12 protein-coding genes and 1 pseudogene are annotated in these 20714 nt (G+C 63.4%); 8 read left to right on the top strand and 5 right to left on the bottom strand.

Annotation, left to right across the window (positions count from 1 at the left end; genetic code table 11):
* Positions 1 to 313: 313 nt before the first annotated feature.
* Positions 314 to 589, bottom strand: coding sequence for an oxidative damage protection protein (locus CUJ91_RS11845; protein WP_006051234.1), 276 nt, complete (start codon positions 587 to 589; stop codon positions 314 to 316).
* A 110-nt stretch (positions 590 to 699) separates the two neighbouring features.
* On the bottom strand, positions 700 to 2088 hold the full coding sequence (gene argA / locus CUJ91_RS11840; protein ID WP_114156253.1) for an amino-acid N-acetyltransferase: 1389 nt from the start codon (positions 2086 to 2088) through the stop codon (positions 700 to 702).
* A 23-nt stretch (positions 2089 to 2111) separates the two neighbouring features.
* Between argA and hrpA the strand changes: the two genes are divergently transcribed.
* Complete coding sequence (gene hrpA, locus CUJ91_RS11835) at positions 2112 to 6479, top strand: ATP-dependent RNA helicase HrpA (RefSeq protein WP_114156252.1); 4368 nt, start codon at positions 2112 to 2114, stop codon at positions 6477 to 6479.
* A gap of 382 nt (positions 6480 to 6861) precedes the next feature.
* On the opposite strand, the gene CUJ91_RS34825 is transcribed toward hrpA, so the two are convergent.
* Complete coding sequence (locus tag CUJ91_RS34825) at positions 6862 to 9741, bottom strand: YadA-like family protein (protein WP_374710192.1); 2880 nt, start codon at positions 9739 to 9741, stop codon at positions 6862 to 6864.
* Positions 9742 to 9948: 207 nt separating this feature from the next.
* Positions 9949 to 10731, bottom strand: a pseudogene (locus tag CUJ91_RS34820) (ESPR-type extended signal peptide-containing protein); the annotation flags it as partial.
* 490 nt (positions 10732 to 11221) lie between these two features.
* On the opposite strand from CUJ91_RS34820, the gene CUJ91_RS11805 reads away from it, so the two are divergent.
* The 4 genes from CUJ91_RS11805 to CUJ91_RS11790 all read left to right on the top strand — a co-directional run bounded on the left by CUJ91_RS11805 (position 11222) and on the right by CUJ91_RS11790 (position 15229).
* On the top strand, positions 11222 to 12241 hold the full coding sequence (locus CUJ91_RS11805) for a YVTN family beta-propeller repeat protein (RefSeq protein WP_006051238.1): 1020 nt from the start codon (positions 11222 to 11224) through the stop codon (positions 12239 to 12241).
* Positions 12242 to 12352: 111 nt separating this feature from the next.
* Complete coding sequence (locus CUJ91_RS11800) at positions 12353 to 13354, top strand: sterol desaturase family protein (RefSeq protein WP_114156251.1); 1002 nt, start codon at positions 12353 to 12355, stop codon at positions 13352 to 13354.
* A gap of 183 nt (positions 13355 to 13537) precedes the next feature.
* On the top strand, positions 13538 to 14371 hold the full coding sequence (locus tag CUJ91_RS11795) for an EI24 domain-containing protein (protein ID WP_114156250.1): 834 nt from the start codon (positions 13538 to 13540) through the stop codon (positions 14369 to 14371).
* Between the two features lie 30 nt (positions 14372 to 14401).
* The gene (locus CUJ91_RS11790) at positions 14402 to 15229 is read left to right on the top strand and encodes a competence/damage-inducible protein A (protein WP_029967522.1); all 828 of its coding nucleotides are present in this window, start codon (positions 14402 to 14404) and stop codon (positions 15227 to 15229) included.
* 191 nt (positions 15230 to 15420) lie between these two features.
* Here CUJ91_RS11790 and CUJ91_RS11785 read toward each other — a convergent pair whose 3' ends face one another.
* Positions 15421 to 15885, bottom strand: coding sequence for a rhodanese-like domain-containing protein (locus CUJ91_RS11785; protein ID WP_006051242.1), 465 nt, complete (start codon positions 15883 to 15885; stop codon positions 15421 to 15423).
* A gap of 439 nt (positions 15886 to 16324) precedes the next feature.
* On the opposite strand from CUJ91_RS11785, the gene glnA reads away from it, so the two are divergent.
* The 3 genes from glnA to ntrC all read left to right on the top strand — a co-directional run bounded on the left by glnA (position 16325) and on the right by ntrC (position 20591).
* On the top strand, positions 16325 to 17740 hold the full coding sequence (gene glnA, locus CUJ91_RS11780) for a type I glutamate--ammonia ligase (protein WP_006051243.1): 1416 nt from the start codon (positions 16325 to 16327) through the stop codon (positions 17738 to 17740).
* A 143-nt stretch (positions 17741 to 17883) separates the two neighbouring features.
* Positions 17884 to 19026, top strand: coding sequence for a nitrogen regulation protein NR(II) (gene glnL / locus CUJ91_RS11775; RefSeq protein WP_006051244.1), 1143 nt, complete (start codon positions 17884 to 17886; stop codon positions 19024 to 19026).
* 47 nt (positions 19027 to 19073) lie between these two features.
* Positions 19074 to 20591, top strand: a complete 1518-nt coding sequence (gene ntrC / locus CUJ91_RS11770) for a nitrogen regulation protein NR(I) (RefSeq protein ID WP_029967520.1) — start codon at positions 19074 to 19076, stop codon at positions 20589 to 20591.
* Positions 20592 to 20714: the final 123 nt, after the last annotated feature.

Genomic DNA, 20714 nt, shown 5'->3' with positions numbered 1-20714 from the left:
ACATGTTAGCACGATGACAGAGGATCGTGCAAACCCGGTTTTGGCCGGGAGCCTTGGCGCAGGCGCGCAATCCCTTGCCCGGTGGGGGATTCCGGCGATCGCAGCGGTCTCCAGAAGGGGCTTAAAACGGTTCGAAAATGTACCGTTTGGGGAGTTTTGGGGGTGGCGCGCCGATGGTTTCGGCGCGAGTTCCAATGCGAAAAAAATCCGCGCACGATGGCGCGGATTTCGTCGCTGCGGTTACCGCTGCGAGAGGACCCTGATGCTGATAGAGAAACTCAGCGCTCAGCGTTCACCCGCGCTCAACCCGCGTTCACTCGCTCGCCGGCGGCACATAACCCTGCGCTGTATCCGCGCCTTCGCCGAAGAAGAACTTTTCGGTCTGCTTCATCAGATACTGGCGCGCGCGCGGATCGGCCATATTCAGACGATTCTCGTTGATCAGCATGGTTTGCTGCTTCAACCAGGCTTGCCACGCCTCCTTCGAAATGCTTTCGTAGATCCGCTTGCCGAGTTCGCCCGGCAGCGGCGGGAAATCGAGGCCTTCGGCTTCCTTGCCGAGCTTCGCGCATTGAACCATACGAGTCATGCTGTGCTTCTCCTGTGTCGACGGGAGTCGGGTGCTTGAGCCCTTACTCCGGTCCCATGAAAAAGGGGTTAGTGAATTCGATTGAACGGGCAGTCGCTGCTGGCGACCGCTCAGAGCTGTTTCATCAGCACGAGCGATTTGCGCTGCCAGTTGTACAGCCGGCGACGGTCTTCGGGCAGGTCGTCGACCGTGACCTTGACGAAGCCGCGCTTGAGGAACCAGTGTTCGGTGCGCGTGGTGAGCACGAAGATGCGCGTGAGGCCACGGGCACGCGCGCGCTGCTCGATACGCTTGAGCAGGCGCTCGCCGTCGCCGGTGCCTTGCGCTTCGGGCGCGACCGTCAGACACGCCATTTCGCCGATGCGTTCGTGCGTGTACGGATACAGCGCCGCGCAGCCGAACAGCACGCCATCGTGCTCGATGACCGAGAAATGGTCGATGTCGCGTTCGATCTGATGCCGCCCGCGCCGCACCAGCGTGCCGTCCGATTCGAGCGGCTCGATCAGCGCAAGAATGCCGCCGACGTCGTCCGGTGTCGCTTCGCGCAGGCTTTCGAGATTCTCGTACGAGATCATTGTGCCGACGCCGTCGTGCAGGAACAGTTCGAGCAGCAGGCTGCCGTCGAGCGCGTAAGGGATGATGTGCGCCCGCGCCACGCCGCCGCGGCATGCACGGATCGAGTGCTTCAGATAGAAGCCCGCGTCGCCGGTGACTTCGCCGCTTTCGTGCAGCTTGTAGGCGTCGTCGAGCGACAGTTCGCGGATCAGTTCGGTGCCGTCTTCGCCTGCCTGCATGAGGCCGGGCGTTTCGGTGAGGAACACGATCTTGTCCGCGCGCAACGCGATGGCCGCCGCGGAGGCGACGTCTTCCATGGCGAGATTGAAGGCCTCGCCGGTCGGCGAAAAACCGAGCGGCGACAGCAGCACGAGCTTGCGGCTCGCGAGCGAATGACGGATCGAATCGGCGTCGATCTTGCGCACCACGCCGGTGTGCGCGAAGTCCACGCCGTCCAGAATGCCGACCGGCCGCGCGGTCACGAAGTTGCCCGACACGACGCTGATGTGCGCATGCGCCATCGGCGTATTCGGCAAGCCCTGGCTGATGGCCGCCTCGATGTCCAGGCGCACTTCGCCGGCCGCTTCTTTCGCGGATTCGAGCGCGCGCGCGTCGGTAATGCGCATGCCGTGCGAAAACTCCGACTCGACGCCGTGCAGGCTCATCTGCTCCTCGACTTGCGGACGCGAGCCGTGCACCAGAACGATCTGGATGCCCATCGCCTGCAATAGCGCGATGTCCGACACGAGCGCATTCAGGAGCCCCTGATGCACCACTTCGCCGCCGAAACCGACGACGAACGTCTTGTTCCGGAACGCGTGGATATAAGGGGCGACTGAGCGCATCCAGTCGACGAATTGCGCGTGCTGTGCAAGCTGTTCCGTTGCTCCGTCGGGGGCCGGAACGCTCGCGGGCGCGGGGACGAGGTCGGTTTGGGAATTCATGCCCGGGATTATAATGCGCCCCCATGTCGAATGTACCCAAAAGTCCCGCCGCGGCGAACGAGAATGCGGCGCCGGCCGCCGATCAAACGAAGGCCGGCGACGCCAAGCGCCGCGCCGACCAGGACGCGAACCGCGGCAAGCCGGACGTGCCCCGCAAGGCGCGCGAGCCGCGTAGTGCCGTGTCTGGCGCTGAGGCGTCCGCGAAGGAAAAAAGTCGCGCCGAGCAAGCGGAGCATGCTGAGTCTCGCGGATCGCGAGGGTCTGGCGAAGCAGGCGAGCCGCGTGAAGCACGTGAACCGCGTGCGCCACGCCAGCCGCAAGAATCGCGTGGGCCGCGTCCGCCACGTGAGCCGCAGCAGCAGCGCGCGCCACGTCAGCCGCAGGAAGCCCGTCCGCCGCGGCCGCCACGCGAGCCGCGTGTTGTCCAGCCGAACCCGATTCCGCCGATCACCTTCCCCGAAGCGCTGCCGGTATCCGCCCGCCGCGATGAAATCGCGAAGGCCATCGCCGAAAACCAGGTGGTGATCGTGTCCGGCGAGACCGGGTCGGGCAAGACCACGCAGTTGCCGAAAATCTGCCTCGCGCTCGGGCGCGGTCTCGGCGCGGGCGGCGCCGGCCTGATCGGCCACACGCAGCCGCGCCGCATCGCCGCTTCGGCGACGGGCCGGCGCATCGCCGAGGAACTCGGCACGCCGTTCGGCGAAGTGGTCGGCTACAAGGTGCGCTTCACCGACAATCTGTCGCCGGGTGCATCCGTCAAGCTGATGACGGACGGCATTCTGCTCGCCGAGACGCAGACCGATCCGCTGCTGAAGGCGTACGACACGCTGATCATCGACGAGGCGCATGAGCGCAGCCTGAACATCGATTTCCTGCTCGGCTACCTGAAGGAAATCCTGGCGAAGCGTGCCGATCTGAAGCTGATCGTGACGTCGGCGACGATCGACGCCGACCGCTTTGCGCGCCACTTCGGCAGCGAAGAGAAACCCGCGCCGGTGATCGAAGTGAGCGGGCGGCTGTATCCGGTCGAAGTGCGCTACCGTCCGGTCGCGGAAGAAAGCCCGGCGATCAAGGCGGCGCAGGGCACGTCGGGCTCGTCGGGTACGTCTGGCGCGTCGCGCGGCGACCGGCCGAAAAGCCCGCGCGAATCCGGCAAGGAGCGCGACCGCGATCTGATGGAAGCGATCGTCGACGCCGTCGACGAACTGTGCCGCGAAGGCCCCGGCGACGTGCTCGTCTTCCTGCCGGGCGAGCGCGAAATTCGCGACGCCGCCGAGGCGCTGCGCAAGCACCATCCGCCGCATACGGAAATCCTGCCGCTGTTCGCGCGCCTTTCCGCCGCCGAGCAGGAGCGCGTGTTCCGCACCTCGAACGCGCGCCGCATCGTGCTCGCGACGAACGTCGCGGAAACCTCGCTGACGGTGCCGGGCATTCGCTACGTGGTCGACACGGGCCTCGCGCGCGTGAAGCGTTATTCGTATCGGAACAAGGTCGAGCAGTTGCAGGTCGAGGCGATCTCGCAGGCCGCCGCGAATCAGCGGGCGGGGCGTTGCGGGCGGGTGGCCGACGGCATCTGCATTCGTCTTTACGACGAGAGCGATTATCAGAGCCGCGTGCGCTTTACCGATCCGGAGATTTTGCGCTCGTCGCTGGCGTCGGTGATTCTGCGCATGAAGTCGCTGCATCTGACCGCGATCGAGACGTTTCCGTTTATCGAACCGCCGCCTGGCCGCGCGATCGCCGACGGCTATCAACTGCTGAACGAACTCGGCGCCGTCGACGACGACAATCAGCTCACGCCGCTCGGCCGCGAACTCGCGCGTCTGCCGCTGGACCCGCGCGTCGGCCGGATGATTCTCGCCGCGCGCGATCAGCAGTCGCTCAAGGAAGTGCTGATCATTGCGAGCGCGTTGTCGGTGCAGGACCCGCGCGACCGTCCGATCGAGGCGCAGGAGCAGGCCGACCAGGCGCATCGCCGTTTTGCCGACGAGCGCTCGGAATTCCTGCAGTGGCTGAAAATCTGGAACTGGTTCGACGAAGCCATCGCGCACAAGAAGTCGAACAAGCAGTTGCACGAGGAATGCCGGAAGAACTTTCTGTCGCAATTGCGTCTGCGGGAATGGCGCGACGTGCATTCGCAATTGCTGACGGTCGTGCGCGAACACGGCTGGCGTCTGAACGAAGCCGAGGCGACGTTCGAGCAGATCCATCTTGCGCTGTTGACGGGTCTGCTCGGCAACATCGGTCTGAAAGCCGACGACGAGCCGTATTACCTCGGCGCGCGCGGCATCAAGTTTTATCTGTGGCCGGGCTCGGCGCTCGTGAAGAAGGCGGGCAAGTGGGTGATGGCCGCGGAACTGGTCGAGACGAGCCGTCTGTACGCGCGCTGCATCGCGAGGATCGAGCCTGAGTGGATCGAGAAAATCGGCGCGCATCTGCTGAAGAAATCGCTGTCCGAGCCGCATTGGGAGAAGCGCGCGGCGCAGGTGTCGGCGTTCGAGCGCGCGGTTTTGTATGGGCTGCCGATCTATCACCGGCGCCGCGTGAGCTTCGGCAAGCAGGACCCGGCGCGGGCGCGCGAGCTGTTTATCCGCGGCGCGCTTGTCGAAGGCGAATTCGACACGAAGCTCGGATTTTTCGCGCACAACCGTAAGCTGCTCGCCGACATCGAACAACTGGAACACAAGTCGCGTCGCCAGGACGTGCTCGTCGACGATGAGCTGATTTTCGCGTTCTACGATCAGGCGCTGCCGAAGGGCATTTACACCGGCGCGGCGTTCGAGCGCTGGTATCGCGACGAGGTGAAAAAGAGCGGCCAGGCGGAGGACAAACTGCGCCTGCTGTATCTGTCGCGCGACGATCTGATGCGCCACGAAGCCGCGGGCGTGACGACCGATCTGTTCCCGAAACGGATGACGATGTCGGGCGTCGACATGGCGCTCAGCTATCACTTCGAGCCGGGTTCGCCGCGCGACGGCGTCACGCTCGCCGTGCCGCTTTTCGCGCTGAATCAGGTCGACGCGCGGCGCTGCGAGTGGCTCGTGCCCGGCATGCTGAAGGAGAAGACGCATCTTCTGCTGAAGTCATTGCCGCAGAAGTTGCGGCGCCACTGCGTGCCGCTGCCGGAATACGCGGCCGGTTTCGTCGACCGGCATGCCGCGCCGCGTTTTGCCGCAGGCGGCTTGCTCGAAGCGCTGATCGCCGATGTACGCGAGCAAAAGCAGGTCGCGCTGAAGCAGGCGGATTTCAAGCTCGAAACCTTGCCGCCGCATCTGTTCATGAACTTCAAGGTTATCGACGAACACGGGCGGCAACTCGCGATGGGCCGCAACCTGTCGCAGTTGCGCGCGGAACTCGGCGGGCAGGCGCAGCAGCATTTCCAGAAGATTGCGTCGAGTGCGGCGGGCGCAGCGCTCGCAGACGCTGCGGGCACGCGCGGCCAGGCGGCGGCACCTGCACCGGCCGGTGCGGCGTCGCGCAGCAAGGGCGCAGCGCCGCCGGGGCCGCAGACTGCGACGCAAGGCGCCGGCGGCACCGCGTTGTACGAAAACCTGACGACGTGGAATTTCGGCAAGCTGCCCGAGTTGCTCGAAATTCGCCGCGGCGGACAGACGCTTTTCGGTTATCCGGCTTTAGTGGATCGCGGCACGCATTGTGATGTCGAAGTGTTCGATTCCCCCGATGAGGCGGCGCGGATTCATCGCGCGGGTCTGCGTCGGCTATTCGCTTTGCAGTTGAAGGAACCGATCAAGTATCTCGAGAAAAATCTGCCGGGCTTGCGCGAAATGGCGATGCAGTTCATGACGCGCGGCACGCAGGAAGAGTTGCGCGATCAGTTGATCGACACCGCGCTCGATCGTGCGTGCCTGCAAGATCCGTTGCCGGACGACGACGTCAGCTTCCATACGCGCCGCGATGAAGGGCGCAGCCGGCTCACGTTGCTGGCTCAGGAGATTGCGCGGCTGGTCGGGCAGATTCTCGGCGAATACGCGAGCGTGCTGAAAAAGCTCGTGCAGGCGAAGTCGTTCACGGCGGCGTACGCCGATATCCAGCATCAACTGGACGCGCTAATCGGCAAGCGGTTCGTGGTGGATACGCCGTATTCGCAACTGACGCATTTCCCGCGCTATCTGAAGGGTATTGCGCTGCGGATCGACAAGCTGAAAGCGGACCCCGCGCGCGATGCACGGCAGTTCGCCGAATTCCAACCGTTGTTGCAGAACTATCAGCGCGCGGTCGCGCAGCGCGGCGGCGTGCTGGATGCGCGTCTTGCCGAATTCCGCTGGCTGCTGGAGGAATTGCGCGTTTCGCTGTTCGCGCAGGAGTTGCGCACGCCGATGCCTGTGTCGGTCAAGCGGCTTTATAAGGTTTGGGATTCGATGCAGCGGTGAGGTAGGGCGGCGGTTCTTGAGTTTCCGGAGCGCGATGATTTTCCGGGGCGCGAGGTTTGTGCCGTCGTTCGCATGAGCCGTGAGTGGCTGTGAGCAGGCGTCTTCTTGTAGTGCGATAGTGCGATAGTGCGATAGTTTGGCTCGCCACTGCGTTTTTGCCTCGTTCTTATGTGCGGGGCGGGGGCCGCTGCAACGCGAACTCTCTCGCTTTCACGTCTTCTTCGATGCTGAAAAAGGCGCGTGATGCTTTCCTTGTAGGAGCGCATCACGCGCAAACGTGCCCAAGCCGGAGCGGGGCTTGGGGCTACCTGCACACTACGTTTGCTTTACCCGGCGTCGTGGGTGTCGGACGGCCGTGCTCCGGTTCCACGACGCCCGTTTTTCACCAGTGCATGCCTGCACCCAGCGACGCGCCGAACTGCCCGCGCGAGTCCGTACTGCCTTGCAGCTTGTAGACCCACTTGCCGGTCTCGGACAACTGCGACACGCCGATGGCCAGCGCCGACTGGCCGCCATACGTGCCACCGGCCATCGCGACCATGCCGTGGCCAGGCAGCACAGCCTGGGGCAAACCGGCCATTGCCAGCGCCGATGCCGTGCCGCCATACGAATCGCGTCGGGCCGAGCGGATCTGGTCGTCGGTGTAGTTGTGCGCCTCGCCGACCGCGCCGCTCACGCTTTGCTGCAACTGGTTGACGTTGACCGCGTCCGTACCTTGCACGCCGGCTGCGACATTGGTGATCTGCCGCTCCTGACCGCCCGCGCCGACCGATACCGTATTCGCCCGATTGGCGACTGAGCCTTGGCCCAGCGCGACCGAGTTGTCCGCCTTTGCTGCGGCGGCCGCACCGAGTGCCGTCGAGTTGTTGCCGCTCGCGACCGAGTTCGCGCCGATTGCACTCGCGTTGTTGCCGCTTGCCACCGAATTCGCGCCGATTGCGCTCGCGTTCGTGCCAGTGGCCTGTGCGTTGGCGCCGCCTGCGACCGAGTGCACGCCCGATGAAATGGCGCCCTCGGTGTCGCGATTGCCTTCGCCGCTGAAGAACGGGTTCGCCGCATTGACGACGGCGTTGTTGACGGCACCGCTGATCGCTGCATCGAGTTGCCCGACATTCACGGCGTCGGAAGCGGCGATGCCATCGGCCACGTTGTGGATGGTCGTGCCGCCGCTCGCGGACTCGCCGCCGAGCGTGACGCTGCTTTTGTTCACGCTGCCGTCGGCGTTGCGGTCGTACGTCACGGCGCCGTCCAGCTTCGCGGCGGTCGCGGCACCCTGGTCGCTTACGGCTTTCAACTGCGCGACGTTGACGGCGTCGGTGTCGGCGCTGCCGGCCGCGACGTTGGCGATCTGACGTTCGTTGCCCGCAGAGCCAACGGAGACGGTGTTGGCGCGATCGGCGAGCGAGCCCTGGCCCAATGCGACCGAGTTCGGTGCGAGCGCGCGTGCCTGATAACCGATGGCCGTGGCGTTGTCGCTTGCCGCGTTTGCCTGGTAGCCGAGGGCAGTGGAGCCGTCGTTGGTCGCGCTGGCGAAGCCGCCCACGGCGGTACTGAATTTACCTTGAGCCTGGGCGCTCGTGCCGGCGGCGAAGCTTGCTTCGCCGGTTGCCAGCGCGGAGCTGCCGATCGCGACAGCGTTCGCGCCGGTAGCCGAGGCGTCGTCTGTGCCGTCGTTGGCGCCGTTCGCCTTGAAGTAGCGCGAGGCGTTCGTACTGACGGCTTGCAACTGGCTCACGTTGACGGCGTCGGTTGCCTCGGTTCCGGCGGCGACGTTGGTGACCTGGCGTTCGTTGCCGGCAGACCCAACGGACACGGTGTTGGCGCGATCGGCGAGCGAGCCTTGGCCGAGTGCCACCGAGTTCGTCGCGAGTGCGCTTGCCTGATAACCGACGGCCGTGGCGTTGTCGCTTGCCGCGTTCGCCTGGTAGCCGAGGGCAGTGGAGCCGTCGTTGGTCGCGCTGGCGAACCCGCCGACGGCGGTACTGAATTTGCCTTGAGCCTGGGCGCTCGTGCCGGCGGCGAAGCTTGCTTCGCCGGTTGCCAGCGCGGAGCTGCCGATCGCGACAGCGTTCGCGCCGGTAGCCGAGGCGTCGTCTAAGCCATCGTTAAGGCCGTTGCCGTTGGCCTTGAAGTAGCGTGAGGCGCTTGCAGTGGCTGCCTGCAACTGGCTGACGTTGACTGCATCGGTAGCGTCCGCACCAGCCGCGACGTGCGTCAGGCGGCGCTCGTTATCTTGAGAGCCAACCGATACCTCGCCTTTTGCACTCATACCGGCGATCGTTGCCGGATCGGCGCCTGTGGGGACATAGCCGAGCTTCGTGAGATCCGCGCCCGTCGTTGACTGAGCTCCCAGCGCAACGCTGTTGTCGGTCGAAGCAGTAGCGCCATAGCCAATCGCAACCGAATTCAAGCCCGTTGTCGAGGCCGCATAGCCGAGGGCTGTCGAGTTATCGCCTGCTGCGATTGCTGACGGACCGCCGGCAAACGCGTTGTTGCTTGACGCGGTCGCTGCGTAGCCGAGCGCAACCGAATTCAGAGCGCTGGTGCTTGCCGCATAGCCCAAGGCCGTGGAGTTGTCGGCCGCTGCGATTGCTGACGGACCACCGGCAAACGCGTTGTTACTGGTCGCCGTCGCTGCATAGCCGAGCGCAACGGAATTCGAGGCGCTCGTGCTTGCCGCATAGCCGAGGGCCGTCGAGTTATCGCCCGCTGCCGCTGCCGAAGCACCGCCAGCAAACGTGTTGTTGCTTGACGCAGTCGCTGCATAGCCAAGTGCAACAGAATTCAAGGCGCTGGTGCTTGCGGCATAGCCCAAGGCCGTGGAGTTGTCGCCCGCTGCGATTGCTGACGGACCGCCGGCAAACGCGTTGTTACTGGTCGCCGTGGCTGCATAGCCGAGCGCAACGGAATTCGAGGCGCTCGTGCTTGCCGCATAGCCGAGGGCCGTCGAGTTATCGCCGGTAGCCATTGCCGAGGCGCCGGCAGCAAACGCGTTGTTGCTTGACGCAGTCGCTGCATAGCCAAGTGCAACAGAATTCAAGGCGCTGGTGCTTGCGGCATAGCCCAAGGCCGTGGAGTTATCCCCCGCTGCGTTTGCTGCCGGTCCGCCGGCAAACGCGTTGTTACTGGACGCGGTCGCTGCATACCCAAGCGCAACCGAATTCGAAGCGCTCGTGCTTGCTGCATAACCGAGCGCAACGGAATTCGATGCGCTGGTGCTTGCCGCATAGCCGAGTGCCGTGGAGTTATCTCCCGCTGCGATTGCTGAGGCACCGCCTGCAAACGTGTTGTTTTTCGACGCAGTCGCTGCATAACCGAGCGCAACCGAATTCAATGCGCTGCTGCTTGCCGCATAGCCAAGCGCCGTTGAGTTATCTCCCGCTGCGATTGCTGACGCACCGCCTGCAAACGCGTTGTTTTTCGACGCCGCGGCTGCATAACCGAGCGCAACCGAATTGAGCGCGCTGGTGCTTGCCGCGTAGCCGAGGGCCGTGGAGCTATCGCCCCCAGCCGTTGCTAACGGACCGCCGGCGAACGCATTGTTCCCAGACGCCCTGGCAGCCACGCCCAGCGCGACAGCGCCGGCCATCCCAGCGGTTGCGCCGTAGCCAACCGCGGTCGACACTGTCGCATTTGCCTGCGCAGCGCTGCCTAGAGCGGTACTGCCATCTTTGTCCGCGACGGCTCCAGTACCGGCTGCAACCGAGTCCCTGCCGTTGGCTTGCGAATAAAACCCGGTCGCCACCGAGCGCACACCTGCAGCCACTGAAGCCGTTCCTACGGCCGTGGAGCCGTCGCCGGATGCCGTGGCGACAAGGCCCATCGCGGTCGAGAGGTCGCCGCTTGCCATAGCGCCCATGCCGAGAGCCATGGAGTTCCCGCCAGAAGCGATTGCATTTGCACCCACGGCAATAGCATTGACCTGCAAGGCTTTCGCATTTACACCAACTGCGACCGAGCCGTCTCCCGCTGCATTAGCGCCAACTCCCGCCTCAATCGCATTGACGCCCGTCGCCGCCATTACATTCGCCGCACCCAACACCGCAGCCGCGGCCAGCACTGCCTGCACGACGACTTTCCTGCGCGACGAACCGCGCTTCGTCTTCGCCTTCGACGTCTCGGGCGCCGCTACCCACGTTGCCGTCGTTTCACACCAGATTGATTGATAGCTTTTATTCACTTGGAAAAACTCCGCGCTGTTGTTTCGTGGACGGAGTGGGCGCGATAATCGGAAATGGGTCTCATCGCCCATTATGAGGCGTACAAAAGCCGGCTATGGATAGCAGGATTTATATTGGTTGCCGTTCATCAAGGTCGCTATTTTCAGTTGATTATCACGACCGATCATCTGCGCTCACTCTTGCGTCCTTTGGAATGGCTTGGACGATGAGCCTGCGGGATTCTCCGGCTGTGCGTGATCGGCGCAAATAAGCAAAATCCGAATTACGCGGAATTAATTTTCACGCTCTTAGTTTGCGTCTTTATCTCGCTGGATATTTAATCGACAACGAGATATTTCTCTATCGGTATTAAATTGTTTCCTGATTATTGAGCGTATTCTCACGACAACATTTTCTAGTTAGGACGACACCTTTCGATCTTGCAGATCATGTTTATCGGCGATGCGCTTCGGGTGCGCTCATCCGGCCCTCGATTTTCCCCGCTCTGCAACCCCGATCTGCGTCAACCGCAGGCCACGGCAAACGTTCTACAATGACGGTCGTTCTCCGAAGTGAGTTTTCATGCGTAAATTTTTTCTTCCTGGCGTGACAGCCACGTTCGCCGCAGGCTTCGCTCTCGCCGCCGCGGCAGGCTTTTTTTCTCCCGCAGCCCGCGCCAACAACGTGATCGTGCTGAATTCCGCCGAAGCCACGCTGAGCCTCATCGACGAGACCACCCGCCAGGTAATCGGCACCGTGCCCACGGGCAAGGAACCGCATCATCTGATGGTGACGCCGGATAATTCCTCGCTGATCGTCGCCAATTCGGTGTCGAACAATCTGATGTTCGTCGACCCGAAGACAGGGCAGGTCCAGCGCTGGGTCGAAAATATCGAAGATCCGTATCAGATCGGCTTCTCGCCTGACCGCAAATGGCTCGTCACGACGGGGCTGCGTCTCGACCGTCTCGACATCTATCACTACGACGGTCAGAAGAACCAGATGGCGCTCGCGTCGCGTCTGCCGCTCGCGGTCATGCCGAGCCACATGGCGTTCACGAACGACAGCAAGACGGTCTTCGTCACGCTGCAGGTTTCGGGCGAACTCGCCGCCATCGACCTGGCCACGCAAACGGTCAAGTGGAAGATGAAAGTCGGCAAGGTGCCGGCGGGCCTGTGGATGACGCCGGGCGAAAAGTATCTGCTGGTCGGCATGACCGGCGCGGATTACGTGGCCGTGGTCGACTGGCACACGCAGAAGATCGTCAAGACGATCCACACGGGCAACGGCGCGCACAACTTCCGCTCGCTGGCGGACGGCAAGCATGTCGCGGTGTCGAACCGCGTCGCGAGCACGATCAGCATCATCGACGAAGACTCGCTCACCAACGTCGGCGACATCACCGGTCTGATGCCCGGGCCCGACGACATGGAACTTTCCGCCGACAAGCGCTATCTCTGGGTAACGTTCCGCTTCGCGAAGCACGTCGGCATCATCGATCTGAGCACGCGCAAGCTGATCCAGACGATCGCCGTCGGCCGCTCGCCGCACGGCATCTATTTCTTTAATCGCGCGCCGGTCACAGCGCCCAACGGCGCGTGATAATGGAGCGAGCCATGCCGCGCCACGCCGCACGCGAGGCACGATACGCCCAGTACGCAGCGCAATACCCACGATAGCGAGCGGCAAACACAGAAGTAACCGACCAGCACCATGTTCCATTTGATCTTCTCTTCGCTCGACAACTTCGTCTCCGCCGCGCAGACGTTGCTGTACGTCAACGTGGTGCAGCCGCTGCTGTTCCACTTCGATCTGATGGACTACGACGAAGACACCTACGACAGCCTTTACTGGGTGATCGTGGGCGTCGTCGAGGTGCTGGCCATGTATGCGATCCTGCGGCCGCTCGAGGCGCTGCGTCCGGTCGAGCAGTGGGACAACCGCAAGGCAGTGCGCGTCGACGTGATCTACACGTGGATCGCGAAGCTCGGCATCCTGAACCTGTTTTTCTTCTTCGCGCTGCAGCCGTTTTTCGACAATGTGCAGGCATGGCTGCGCCTGCATAACATCTCCAATATCGAGTTCGACAACCTGTGGCCGGGCGTGACGACGCAGCCGCTCGTCACGTTCGTGATGTACCTGCTCGCGCTCGATTTCGCCGGTTACTGGTATCACCGCTGGCAGCATCGCATCGGCGTGTGGTGGGAGCTGCACGCGGTGCACCACAGCCAGCAGCAAATGTCGCTGTGGGCCGACGACCGCAACCATCTGCTCGACGATTTGCTGCAGGCGTCGTTCTTCGCGGTCATCGCGCTCGTGATCGGCGTGCCGCCGTCGCAGTTCGTCGTGCTGGTCGCGATTACCAATCTCGCGCAGAGCGTGCAGCACGCGAATATCCGCCTGCATTTCGGCTGGCTGGGCGAGCGGCTGCTGGTGAGCCCGACGTTTCATCGGCGCCATCATGCGATCGGTTACGGTCACGAGGGCCTGAAGTACGGCTGCAACTTCGGCGTGCTGTTTCCGTGGTGGGACATGCTGTTTCGCAGCGTGTCGTGGAGCCGCGAGATGGAGCCGACCGGCATCAGCGACCAGTTGCAGGGGCGCGCGTACGGCGAAGGCTTCTGGGCGCAGCACTGGCTCGCTTTCGTGCGCATCGGCCGGCGTCTGAGCGCACGGCGCGGCAATCGGGACGAGGGCGGCGCCACCGCGGTCTGAGCCTGACTGACTTCATTCTTCATTCGTTCTTCAATCGTTCCTCATTCGTTGTCCATCCACCGCCGGTCTCCCCGGCGGCCCGTCGCGTGGTTTATGCTGTCCACGTTTGCGCGCACGGTCTACGTTCAGTGACCGCCGCGCCGCTCCATCATTTCACCGTTGCACTCACCGGCACTGGCTCGCATGAATGACCTTTTGCGCTCGTTCGGGCGCGCGCTCGCAAGCGCGCTCCACCCGCGCATGCTCTGGCTGACCTTCATGCCGTTCGTCGCGGCGACGGTCGGCTGGGGCGTGATCCTGTGGTTTAGCTGGCAGACGCTGATCGGCACGACCCGCGGCTGGCTCGAAGGCTGGTCGTTCACCGTCACGCTTTACCATCTGTTCGACTCGCTCGGTTTTTCCGGGCTGCACGCGGCGATTGCGCCGTTCCTGGTCGTCGCGATGACGATCCCGCTGATCGTCGTCACCGTACTGCTGCTGATCGCCACGCTGTCGATGCCGGCCGTCATCCGCTTCCTGTCGACGCGCCAGTTCCCCGGCCTCGAAATGCGCCGCGGCGGAACGTGGTACGGCAGCCTCGGCCAGGCGCTCTGGACGACGCTGGTATGTCTCGTGCTGCTGATCGTGACGCTGCCGCTGTGGCTCGTGCCGCCGTTTTTCGCGCTGATTCCGCCGTTGCTGTGGGGCTGGCTGACCTACCGCGTGATGACGTACGACGCGCTCGCGCTGCACGCCACGCGCGATGAGCGGCGCGCGCTCGTGCGGCGCTTCCGGTTGCCGCTGCTTTTGATCGGCGTTGCGAGCGGTCTGATGGGTTCGCTTCCGACGCTGCTGTGGGCGTCGTCCGTGTGGCTGCTGGTGCTGTTTCCGGTCATCACCGCGGTGACGATCTGGATTTACGCGTTCATCCTCGTGTTTTCGGCGCTGTGGTTCGGCTACTACTGTCTGCGGGCGCTGCAGCGCATGCGCGCGGACGAGGCCGGCGGCGTGCGGCACGCGGCCCCGGTTCCTTATTGATCAACGAACGAGATAACCAAAGAGGCGGCAATGGCATTTGGCGTCATCATCATCGGCGATGAAATCCTGTCGGGCAGGCGCGTCGACAAGCATTTGCCGAAAGTCATCGAACTGCTCGGCGCGCGCGGCTTGTCGCTTGGCTGGGCGGAGTACATCGGCGACGACCCGCAGCGCATCACGGCCACGCTGCGGCGTACTTTCGACTCGGGCGACATCGTGTTTTCGACGGGCGGCATCGGCGCGACGCCGGACGATCACACGCGTCAATGCGCGGCGGCCGCGCTCGGCGTGCCGCTGCAACTGCATCCGGAAGCGCAGAAGCTGATTCAGGAGCGCATCCGCGACATGTACCCGGCAACGGCCGCGACGCCGCTCGATCTGAACTCGCCGGAGAATCTGCATCGGCTGAATATGGGCACGTATCCGCAAGGCGCGGCGATCATTCCGAACGGCTACAACAAGATTCCGGGCTTCTCGATCCGCGAGCACTATTTCGTGCCGGGCTTCCCGGTCATGGCCTGGCCGATGATCGAATGGGTGTTGGACACGCACTACGCGCATCTGCATCACGCGATGCCGCACGCGGAAAAATCGCTGCTCGTGTTCGAGTTGCCCGAGTCGCGTTTAACGCCGCTGATGGAGAAGATCGAGCACGACTTCCCCGGCGTGCGCGTGTTCAGTCTGCCGAGCGTGGGCGACGCCGAGCGTGGCGGCGTCTATGCGCGGCATCACATCGATCTCGGCGTGAAGGGCGAGCCGGAAGCGGTGGCGGCGGCGTTCGTCAAGCTACGCGAGGGCGTGCATCTGCTCGGCGGCGATATTGTCGAGCACGAGGCGGCGGGAAAGCCTCGCGCGTGATGTCTGCGTTGTTGACGCGCGATTCAACGGTGAGCCGCGCGCGAGTGGCCGGCTAATAGCGGCGGTAATGGCGGGCTAGCGGTCGGTTCGCGACCGGCTGGCTTCCGACCGGCGGTTCACAGGCCCGCAGCTCTGTACCGGACGCTTTACTCCCCGCTTCAATACGCCGCTCCAGCGCCCTCACGCACCCCTTACGCGCCAATCCACGGCAAGCCGCGGAAGCACCAGCCCGACACCGTCTTGCGATGTCCCTGGCCGTCCTTGTCGCCTTCGAAGCCTTCCAGCAGGTCATAAGCCTTCGTGAAGCCCGCCTGCGCTGCGGCGATCGCCGCGAGCTTGGAGCGCGCGGCGCTGCGGCACAAAAACAGCACCGGCGTATCGGGCGACGCCACGTCGCTCAATTGATGCAGGAATTCCTGATTCGGCACGGCGCCCGGATAGCGCGTCCATTCGACGTGCGCATACTGTCCGTCGCCGATCACGGGCCGGCCGACCCAGTCGAGTTCGGCGCGCGTGCGCACATCGACGAGACGCGCGCCCGTGTCGAGCTGCAGCAGTTCGAACGCCTCGGCCGGCGACAGCGCGCCGGCGTAAGGCAACTGGCTTTCGGTGCGGCGTTTGTCCGCCTGCGCATACAACTGTTCGAGGGTAGTCATGCGTTGGTCTCCTTGATCAAGTGACCATTCTAGCGCGGCGCTTTGGGCCCGCGCGGCCACCGGACGACCTGCAATCCGAGGCGACGCGCACGCTGCAACCGCTCGCCCTTTAATGGTGCAAAATGCCGCATATGCACCAAAGTCGTTCCGCGACAGCGGCCACCTCCCACCCGCGCCTCATTTTGGTGCTTCGAGAAACCATCGAATTTTAGGGCTGCATATCCGCCGGTGCGCGAATTCCCCGCCGACGCGCGCACTGTCAGCACGCGCGCCGTCTTGGCGCATACATGGCACAGTTGCTGCTTTAGTCAGGCCGATCGATCAGCAACGGCTAATTTTCACATTCGCTCTTCACAATTGAGGGTGGACGCGCCGGGACGGGTCAGCTAGATTGGGCGGCGGCTGAAATCCGCCGAATTCGTTAATCAGGAGATAGGTTATGAGTAAATCCGTGGCCGACGTCGTTCAACTCGTCAAAGACGAAGACGTCAAGTTTGTCGACTTCCGTTTCACCGACACGCGCGGCAAAGAGCAACACGTTTCGGTGCCGGTGTCGGCATTCGATGAAGACAAGTTCGAAAGCGGCCATGCGTTTGACGGTTCGTCGATTGCCGGTTGGAAGGGCATCGAAGCATCGGACATGTTGCTGGTCCCGGACGCAAACACCGCCTTCATCGACCCGTTCTATGAAGAGTCCACGCTCGTTCTGACCTGCGACGTCGTCGAACCGGCTGACGGCAAGGGCTACGAACGCGACCCGCGTTCGCTGGCAAAGCGCGCCGAAGCCTATCTGAAGAGCTCGGGTCTCGGCGACACGGCATTCTTCGGTCCGGAACCGGAATTCTTCATTTTCGACTCGGTCCGGTGGAACACGGACCAGTCGGGCTGCTTCGTCAAGATCGGTTCGGAAGAAGCACCGTGGTCGTCGTCGAAGGAATTCGAAGGCGGCAACACCGGCCACCGTCCGGGCACGAAGGGCGGCTATTTCCCGGTCGCTCCGGTCGACACGTTCCAGGACATCCGCTCGGAAATGTGTCTGCTGCTCGAACAGATCGGCATTCCGGTCGAAGTGCACCACCACGAAGTCGCGGGCCAGGGCCAGAATGAAATCGGCACCAAGTTCTCGACGCTCGTGCAACGCGCCGACTGGCTGCAGCAGATGAAGTACATCATCCAGAACGTCGCGCACACGTACGGCAAGACGGCTACGTTCATGCCGAAGCCGATCGTCGGCGATAACGGTTCGGGCATGCACGTTCACCAGTCGATCTGGAAAGACGGCCAGAACTTGTTCGCGGGCAACGGCTACGCAGGTCTGTCGGAATTCGCGCTGTTCTACATCGGCGGCATCATCAAGCATGCTCGCGCGCTGAACGCGATCACGAACCCGTCGACGAACTCGTACAAGCGTCTCGTGCCGCACTTCGAAGCACCGGTCAAGCTGGCTTACTCGGCACGCAACCGTTCGGCATCGATCCGCATTCCGCACGTGTCGAACCCGAAGGGCCGCCGTATCGAAACGCGTTTCCCGGACCCGATGGCGAATCCGTACCTGTGCTTCTCCGCGCTGATGATGGCAGGTCTGGACGGCGTGCAGAACAAGATTCATCCGGGCGAAGCTGCCGACAAGAACCTGTACGACCTGCCGCCGGAAGAGGATGCAAAGATCCCGACCGTGTGTGCCGGCCTCGACCAGGCTCTGGACGCGCTCGACGGCGACCGCGAGTTCCTGACGCGCGGTGGGGTGTTCACGGATTCGATGCTCGACGCGTACATCGAACTGAAGACGAACGAGCTGCAGCGTTATCGTCAGTCGGTGCACCCGATCGAATTCGAAATGTACTACTCGCTGTAAGCGGCAATGGCGCTTCGCCCGTCGAATGGCGAAGCGCTTTGTCCGACGCTCGCGATCGGTCACGAAGGGACGGCGGCGCCGTCCCTTTTTCATTCGACCGGACGCAGCGGTTTGCCACCATCTCCTATCGGCCAGACTGCAAGATGGTTCTAAAGAATCTGATCAAGGCGAGAAAAGGGCACGTCGACACGCTGTCCGACGACGCACAGCTCGTCGCGTCCGGACTGTTGCCGGGCTTCGAGGCGTTGCCCACCGTCGTGCTGATACTCGAGAAGCGCACGCTGCGCGTCGCGTTTGCGAACCCGTCGGCGGAGTCGATGCTCGAGCTTTCGCGCCGGCAACTCACGCAGATGGCGTGGCCGGACATCTTCTCGAATGCCGACGAACTGGTCGCCACCATCACGTCGATCGCCGCTCACCGTTTTCACGCGACGCATCTCGATGCCGTGCTCGAGCGGCCCGCTCACGAGCCGCTGCATGTGCATGCGATCGTCGGCTTTCTGGAAAGCGCGCAAGACTACGTGCTGCTCGAACTGTTCGAGAACGAGCGGCATTTGCGCAGCGACCGCGAGGAGCGCATCAACGACCTCACGGCCGTCAACAAACAGTTGATCCGCAATCTCGCGCACGAAATCAAGAATCCGCTCGGCGGGATTCGCGGCGCGGCGCAACTGCTCGAATTCGAACTGGGCGAGCGTCAGCGCGACGAGTTGCGCGAGTACACGCAGGTCATCATCAAGGAATCGGACCGGCTGCAAACGCTGGTCGACCGCTTGCTCGAGCCGCACCGGCATCCGCATATTGTCGGCGACGTGAATATTCACGAAGTGTGCGAGCGCGTGCGTCAGGTGATTCTCGCGGAGTTTCCGCGCGGCCTCACGATCGAGCGCGATTACGACGTCAGCGTGCCGGACCTGCGCGGCGACAAGGAGCAACTGATCCAGGCGCTTCTGAACATCGTGCGCAATGCGGCAGAGGCATTGCGCGAACGCATCTCGCAAGGCGACGCGCGCATCGAATTGCGCACGCGCATTGCACGCAAGATCACGGTGTCGAAACGCTTATGTAAGCTGGCACTGGACTTGCATATCATCGACAACGGCCCCGGCATTCCCGAGGACATTCGTGACCGCATCTTCTATCCGCTCGTATCGGGGCGCGAGGACGGCAGCGGTCTCGGTCTGACGCTCGCGCAGACGTTCGTGCAACAACACGACGGTCTGATCGAAGTGGAAAGCCGGCCCGGCCACACCGAGTTTCAGATTCTGCTGCCGCTCGACTACTGACACGCCTTCGCACACCGCAGGCATCTCAAGACTTCTGACAGACCTATATGAAGCCGATCTGGATAGTAGACGACGATCAATCGATTCGCTGGGTGCTTGAAAAAGCGCTCGCTCGCGAAAACTTCGCGACGCGCAGCTTCGCGAACGTGCGCGAGGCGTCGGCGGCGCTCGATCACGAAAGCCCGCAGGTGCTGGTGTCCGACATCCGGATGCCGGGCGGCTCGGGCCTCGAATTGCTGCAAACCGTGCGTGACAAGGTGCCGGGCTTGCCGGTCATCATCATGACGGCGTTCTCCGATCTGGACAGCGCGGTCGCCGCGTTCCAGGGCGGCGCGTTCGAATATCTCGCGAAGCCGTTCGACATCGACAAAGCGGTCGAGCTGATCCGCCGCGCGGTGGACGAGAGCATGCGCGGCGAACAGACGTGGGACGACCGCGTTGCCGATGCACCCGAAATGCTCGGCCAGGCGCCCGCGATGCAGGACATGTTTCGCGCGATCGGACGTTTGTCCCATTCGGCGGCAACCGTGCTCATTACCGGCGAATCGGGCACCGGAAAGGAACTGGTCGCGCGTGCGTTGCACCGGCATAGCCCACGCGCGAACGGTCCCTTCATTGCGCTGAACACCGCGGCGATTCCAAAAGATCTATTGGAATCCGAACTATTCGGCCATGAGCGCGGCGCCTTCACTGGCGCGCAGGCAATGCGCCAGGGCCGCTTCGAGCAGGCCGAAAACGGCACGCTGTTTCTCGATGAAATCGGCGATATGCCGTTCGATCTGCAGACGCGCCTGTTGCGTGTGCTCTCCGATGGCCAGTTCTATCGGGTCGGCGGCCACAATCCGCTGCGCGCCAACGTGCGCGTGATCGCGGCGACGCACCAGAATCTGGAATCGCGCGTACGTCAGGGGCTTTTCCGCGAGGACTTGTATCACCGGCTCAACGTGATTCGCCTGCGTTTGCCCGCGTTGCGCGAGCGCAGCGAAGACATTCCGCTGCTCACCCGGCATTTTCTGCAGAAGAGCGCGCGCGATCTGGGCGTCGAGCCGAAGCGCGTATCGGAAGAGGCGCTCGCTTATCTGGCTTCGCTGCCGTTTCCGGGCAATGTGCGGCAGTTGGAGAATCTCGCTAACTGGCTCACGGTGATGGCGCCCGCGCAGACCATCGAGATCAAGGACTTGCCGCCGGATCTCGGTCCCGCGCAGGCCGGCGCGACGGATCTTACGACGGGCGGGGGCGGCAGTCCGATCGGTAGCGCGGACGCGAGCCTCGCGGCCACGGCGCCGATCAATGGCGGAAGCGTGGCGACGCATGCGGGCATGCCGGGCGGCCTGCCGGTTGCCACGGTCAGCGCATGGGAAGGCGGCTTGCGCACGGAAGTCGCGCGCTTGCTGCGCGAGAATTCCGCGGACGTGATGGACGAACTCGCACGCCGTTTCGAAGCGGCGGTGATTCGCGAGGCGCTCGACTTCACGCGCGGTCGCAAGGTCGAGGCGGCGGAGCGTCTCGGTATCGGACGCAATACGATTACGCGCAAGATTCAGGAGCTCAATCTCGAGCCTTGATTCGATGACCGCACGGCATGTGTGAAGGCGGCGGGCGGCGGCATGGATATCGCGTCCGGCCGCCGCTTGCGCCTTTATCCGAACATCCAGACATTGAACCGCCGCGCAAACACCGCCGCTTCT

Source organism: Paraburkholderia graminis (genome assembly GCF_003330785.1).
In the GTDB taxonomy this organism is placed as follows: Bacteria; Pseudomonadota; Gammaproteobacteria; order Burkholderiales; family Burkholderiaceae; genus Paraburkholderia; species Paraburkholderia graminis.
This window is presented reverse-complemented; position numbering and strand designations above follow the sequence as displayed.